Origin of the sequence: Pseudomonas sp. TJI-51, from assembly GCF_000190455.2 — a bacterium.
In the GTDB taxonomy this organism is placed as follows: Bacteria; Pseudomonadota; Gammaproteobacteria; order Pseudomonadales; family Pseudomonadaceae; genus Aquipseudomonas; species Aquipseudomonas juntendi.
Window position 1 is genome coordinate 1 of the sequence record NZ_AEWE02000047.1, and the last position, 4,969, is coordinate 4,969.

General features: G+C 62.3%; 3 protein-coding genes. 1 reads left to right on the forward strand and 2 read right to left on the reverse strand.

The features are described 5' to 3' along the window. Positions 1-11: 11 nt before the first annotated feature. Both G1E_RS11255 and G1E_RS11260 read right to left on the reverse strand, forming a co-directional pair. Positions 12-560 (reverse strand): single-stranded DNA-binding protein, encoded by a 549-nt coding sequence (locus G1E_RS11255; RefSeq protein ID WP_009681967.1) that lies wholly within the window; start codon positions 558-560, stop codon positions 12-14. Between the two features lie 9 nt (positions 561-569). Beyond that, the gene (locus G1E_RS11260; RefSeq protein WP_009681966.1) at positions 570-1,964 is read right to left on the reverse strand and encodes an MFS transporter; all 1,395 of its coding nucleotides are present in this window, start codon (positions 1,962-1,964) and stop codon (positions 570-572) included. 129 nt (positions 1,965-2,093) lie between these two features. Between G1E_RS11260 and uvrA the strand changes: the two genes are divergently transcribed. Further along, positions 2,094-4,928, forward strand: coding sequence for an excinuclease ABC subunit UvrA (gene uvrA / locus G1E_RS11265; RefSeq protein ID WP_009681965.1), 2,835 nt, complete (start codon positions 2,094-2,096; stop codon positions 4,926-4,928). The last annotated feature ends 41 nt before the right edge of the window (positions 4,929-4,969 follow it).

Genomic DNA, 4,969 nt, shown 5'->3' on the forward strand with positions numbered 1-4,969 from the left:
TCTGGGGTTCCTCAGAACGGAATATCGTCATCGAAGCTATCGAAGTCAGCAGCCGGCTGAGGCGCTGGCTGCTGTGGCGCCGGGCGCTGAGGGGCCTGTTGCGGGCGCTGGGCCTGCTGGCGCGGCGGGGCCTGGTTGTACTGCTGTTGACCACCACCCTGGTTGTAGTTGCCGCCACCCTGGTTGTACGGATCACCGCCCTGCTGCTGGCCCTGCGGGCGCCCGCCGAGCAGCTGCATGGTGCCGTTGATGTCGACGATGATCTCGGTGGTGTAACGCTTGATGCCGTCTTTTTCCCACTCGCGGGTCTGCAGCTTGCCTTCGATGTAGCACTGCGAACCTTTACGCAGGTACTCGCCGGCAATTTCGGCAACCTTGCCGAACAGCGACACACGGTGCCACTCGGTACGCTCGACCTTCTGGCCCGACTGCTTGTCAGTCCACTGCTCGCTGGTAGCCAGGCTCAGGTTGGTCACGGCATTACCGTTGGGCAGGTAGCGGACTTCGGGATCCTGGCCACAAGTGCCGACCAGAATGACTTTGTTAACCCCACGGGCCATAACGTTCTCCTAGGCTTCGCACGCCGAAGAGGCTGGATTCACCAGTCGCTCGAGGGTCGCACGGTCCAAAATTTTCGTATCCAGTTTGATATAGATGGCCGCTTCTTCAGCAACCACCACAGCGTCGGTCACACCCGGCACGGCCATCAGTCGCTCGGTCAGGCCGGCTTCCCGGGCTGCCTCTGGCGTCAGCGGCATGCGCAAGCTGGTCACATACGGCGGCTCGTTCATGGACAACGCGACGATCAGCCAGATTGCACACAATACCGCGCAGCCGAGGAATACCGTGTCCAACCCACCGTGCTGGAACAGCCAGCCACCCAGAATTCCACCCAGTGCCGCACCAAGGAACTGGCTGGTGGAATAAACCCCCATTGCCGTGCCCTTGCCACCGGCAGGCGACACCTTGCTCACCAGCGAAGGCAGCGAGGCCTCTAGCAGGTTGAATGCGGTAAAGAATACCACGGTGCCGATCACCAGTCCGCGCAAACCGTCAGCCCACTCCCAGAAGTATATCTCTGTCAGCAGCAGGACACTGACTGCACCGGCCAACACACGCTTCATCTTGCGCTTTTTTTCGCCGTAGATGATGAACGGCACCATTGCAAAAAATGAGATGAACAGTGCGGTCAGGTAGACCCACCAGTGCTGCTCTTTTGGCAGCCCGCCACGCTCGACGAAGGCCAGGGGCAACGCGACGAAGCTGGCCATGAGGACGGCATGCAGCACGAAGATGCTCACGTCCAGGCGCAAAAGGTCCGGATGACGCAGGGTCGGGCCGAGTGCCTTGCGCGCCACACCCGACTCGCGGTGCTGCAGAAGGCTGTGGGTACTGGGCACGACGAAGGCGATCAGCAGGATGCCGACCAGGGCAAGCCCGGCAGTGGCAAGGAACAATCCTGACAAACCAAAGGCACTTGTCAGCAGTGGCCCGACGACCATGGCCACGGCAAACGACAGGCCGATGCTCATGCCGATCATGGCCATGGCCTTGGTCCGGTGTTGTTCACGGGTCAGGTCCGAGAGCAGCGCCATGACGGCAGCCGAAATTGCCCCGGCACCTTGCAGGATGCGCCCCGCGATCACCCCCCAGATAGAGTCGGCCTGGGCCGCCAGGACACTGCCCAGGGCAAAGATCACCAACCCCAGGTAGATGATCGGACGCCGCCCGATGCGGTCGGAAATCATCCCGAACGGAATCTGCAATACCGCCTGGGTCAGGCCATAGGCCCCGATGGCCAGGCCAATCAGCGCAGGTGTGGCACCGGCCAGGTCCATGCCGTAGGTGGCCAGTACCGGCAAGACCATGAACATGCCCAGCATACGAAAGGCAAAGACCAGGGCCAGGCCACCAGCAGCGCGGGTTTCGCTGCTGCTCATGCGCTCGTTGTGGGTGTCATGCATGGCGTAACCTCGTGTGAACCGGCGGCGATTCTATCAGTCCGACAGCTTGACGGCATCTACGCGACGCTTTGCCGCGTACTGGCAGGGGGCCGTATAATTCTTTGTTTATGCCCGCCAAGCGAGGCCGCAGTGGACAAGATCCTGATTCGTGGGGCACGTACCCACAACCTGAAGAACATCGACCTGACCTTGCCCCGGGACAAGCTGATCGTGATCACCGGCCTGTCCGGTTCCGGCAAGTCTTCGCTGGCGTTCGATACCCTGTACGCCGAAGGCCAGCGCCGCTACGTGGAATCGTTGTCGGCCTACGCCCGGCAATTCCTGTCGATGATGGAAAAGCCCGACGTCGACACGATCGAAGGTCTGTCCCCGGCAATCTCCATCGAACAGAAGTCGACGTCGCATAATCCGCGCTCGACGGTCGGCACCATCACCGAGATCTACGACTACTTGCGCCTGCTGTACGCCCGCGTCGGTACCCCACGCTGCCCGGACCACGACATTCCGCTGGAGGCGCAAACCGTCAGCCAGATGGTCGACCTGGTGCTGGAGCGCCCCGAAGGCAGCAAGCTGATGCTTCTGGCGCCGGTGGTGCGCGAGCGCAAGGGCGAGCACCTGGCAGTGTTCGATGAAATGCGCGCGCAGGGTTTCGTGCGCGCCCGGGTCAACGGCAAGCTCTATGAGCTTGATGAGTTGCCCAAGCTGGACAAGCAGAAGAAGCACAGCATCGATGTGGTAGTAGACCGCTTCAAGGTGCGCGCCGACCTGCAGCAGCGCCTGGCCGAATCGTTCGAAACTGCGCTGAAACTGGCCGACGGGATTGCCCTGGTGGCACCGATGGACGACGAGCAAGGCGAAGAGACGATCTTCTCCGCCCGTTTCGCCTGCCCGGTGTGCGGCCACGCGATCAGCGAGCTGGAGCCCAAGCTGTTTTCCTTCAACAACCCGGCGGGTGCCTGCCCGACTTGCGACGGCCTGGGTGTGAAGCAGTTCTTCGACACCAAGCGCCTGGTCAATGCCGAGCTTACCTTGGCCGAGGGCGCCATCCGCGGCTGGGACCGCCGCAACGTGTACTACTTCCAGATGCTCGGCTCACTGGCGGCACACTACGGCTTCAGCCTGGAAGAGCCGTTTGGCGAGCTGTCTGCCGAACACCAGAAGGTGATCCTGCAAGGCAGCGGCAAGCACAGTGTCGACTTCAAGTACCTCAACGACCGCGGCGATATCGTCAAGCGCTCGCACCCGTTCGAAGGCATTGTGCCGAACCTGGAGCGCCGCTACCGCGAGACCGAATCGGCCACCGTGCGTGAAGAACTGGCCAAGTTCCTCGGCACCCAGCCCTGCCCGGACTGCCGCGGCACCCGCCTGCGTCGCGAAGCGCGCCACGTGTGGGTTGGCGAGAAAACCCTGCCGGCGGTCACCAACCTGCCCATTGGCGATGCCAGCAGCTATTTTGCCGAACTGACCCTGACCGGCCGCCGCGGCGAAATTGCCTCGAAAATCCTCAAGGAAATCTGCGAACGCCTGCAGTTCCTGGTCAACGTCGGCCTCGACTACCTCACCCTGGACCGCAGTGCCGACACCTTGTCGGGGGGCGAGGCCCAGCGTATCCGCCTGGCCAGCCAGATCGGCGCAGGCCTGGTGGGGGTGATGTACATTCTCGACGAACCGTCGATCGGCCTTCATCAACGCGACAACGACCGCCTGCTGGCGACGCTCAATCACCTGCGCGACCTGGGTAACACGGTCATTGTGGTGGAGCATGATGAAGACGCCATCCGCCTGGCGGACTACGTAGTGGACATCGGCCCAGGTGCGGGCGTACATGGCGGGCAGATCGTCGCCGAGGGTTCGCCGCAGGAGGTCATGGACCATCCTGACTCGCTGACGGGCAAATACCTGTCGGGGCGCAAGAAGATCGTCGTGCCCGCCAAGCGCACGCCGCGCAACAAGAAGCTGCAACTCAAGCTGAAGGGGGCACGCGGCAACAACCTGCAGAATGTTGACCTCGAGGTGCCGATTGGCTTGTTGACGTGCGTGACCGGGGTATCTGGCTCGGGCAAGTCGACGCTGATCAACAACACCCTGTACCCGCTGGCAGCGTCCGCCCTGAATGGCGCGAGCAGCATCGAGGCGGCGCCCCACAGCAGCATGGACGGCCTGCAGCACCTGGACAAGGTCGTGGATATCGACCAGAGCCCGATTGGCCGTACCCCGCGCTCGAACCCGGCTACCTACACCGGCATTTTTACTCCGATCCGTGAGCTGTTCTCCGGCGTGCCCGAGTCGCGCTCCCGCGGTTATGGCCCTGGGCGCTTCTCGTTCAACGTCAAGGGCGGCCGCTGCGAGGCCTGCCAGGGCGATGGCTTGATCAAGGTGGAAATGCACTTCCTGCCGGACATCTACGTACCCTGCGACGTATGCAAGAGCAAGCGCTACAACCGCGAGACCCTGGAGATCAAGTACAAGGGCAAGAACATCCACGAGGTGCTGGAGATGACCATCGAGGATGCCCGCGAGTTCTTCGATGCGGTGCCGGCATTGGCGCGCAAGCTGCAAACACTGATGGACGTGGGTTTGTCCTACATCAAGCTGGGGCAGTCGGCGACCACCCTGTCCGGTGGTGAGGCGCAACGGGTCAAGCTATCCCGCGAGCTGTCCAAGCGTGACACCGGCAAGACCCTGTATATCCTCGACGAGCCGACCACTGGTCTGCACTTTGCCGATATTCAGCAGTTGCTGGATGTGCTGCACCGCCTGCGCGACCACGGCAACACCGTGGTGGTGATCGAGCATAACCTGGATGTAATCAAGACGGCCGACTGGCTGGTGGACCTGGGGCCAGAGGGTGGCTCCAAGGGTGGGCAGATCATTGCCTGCGGTACGCCGGAAGAACTGAGCGAGATGAAACAGTCGTATACCGGGCATTACTTGAAACCGCTGCTGGAGCGGGATCGGGCCTAAGGCATTTGGGGGCGCTTTGCGCCCCATCGCGACACAAGGCC

Coding starts and splice junctions, on each gene's coding strand:
- G1E_RS11260 (WP_009681966.1), bottom strand. CDS start 1,964: ATGCATGACACCCACAACGAGCGCATGAGCAGCAGCGAAACCCGCGCT.
- G1E_RS11255 (WP_009681967.1), bottom strand. CDS start 560: ATGGCCCGTGGGGTTAACAAAGTCATTCTGGTCGGCACTTGTGGCCAG.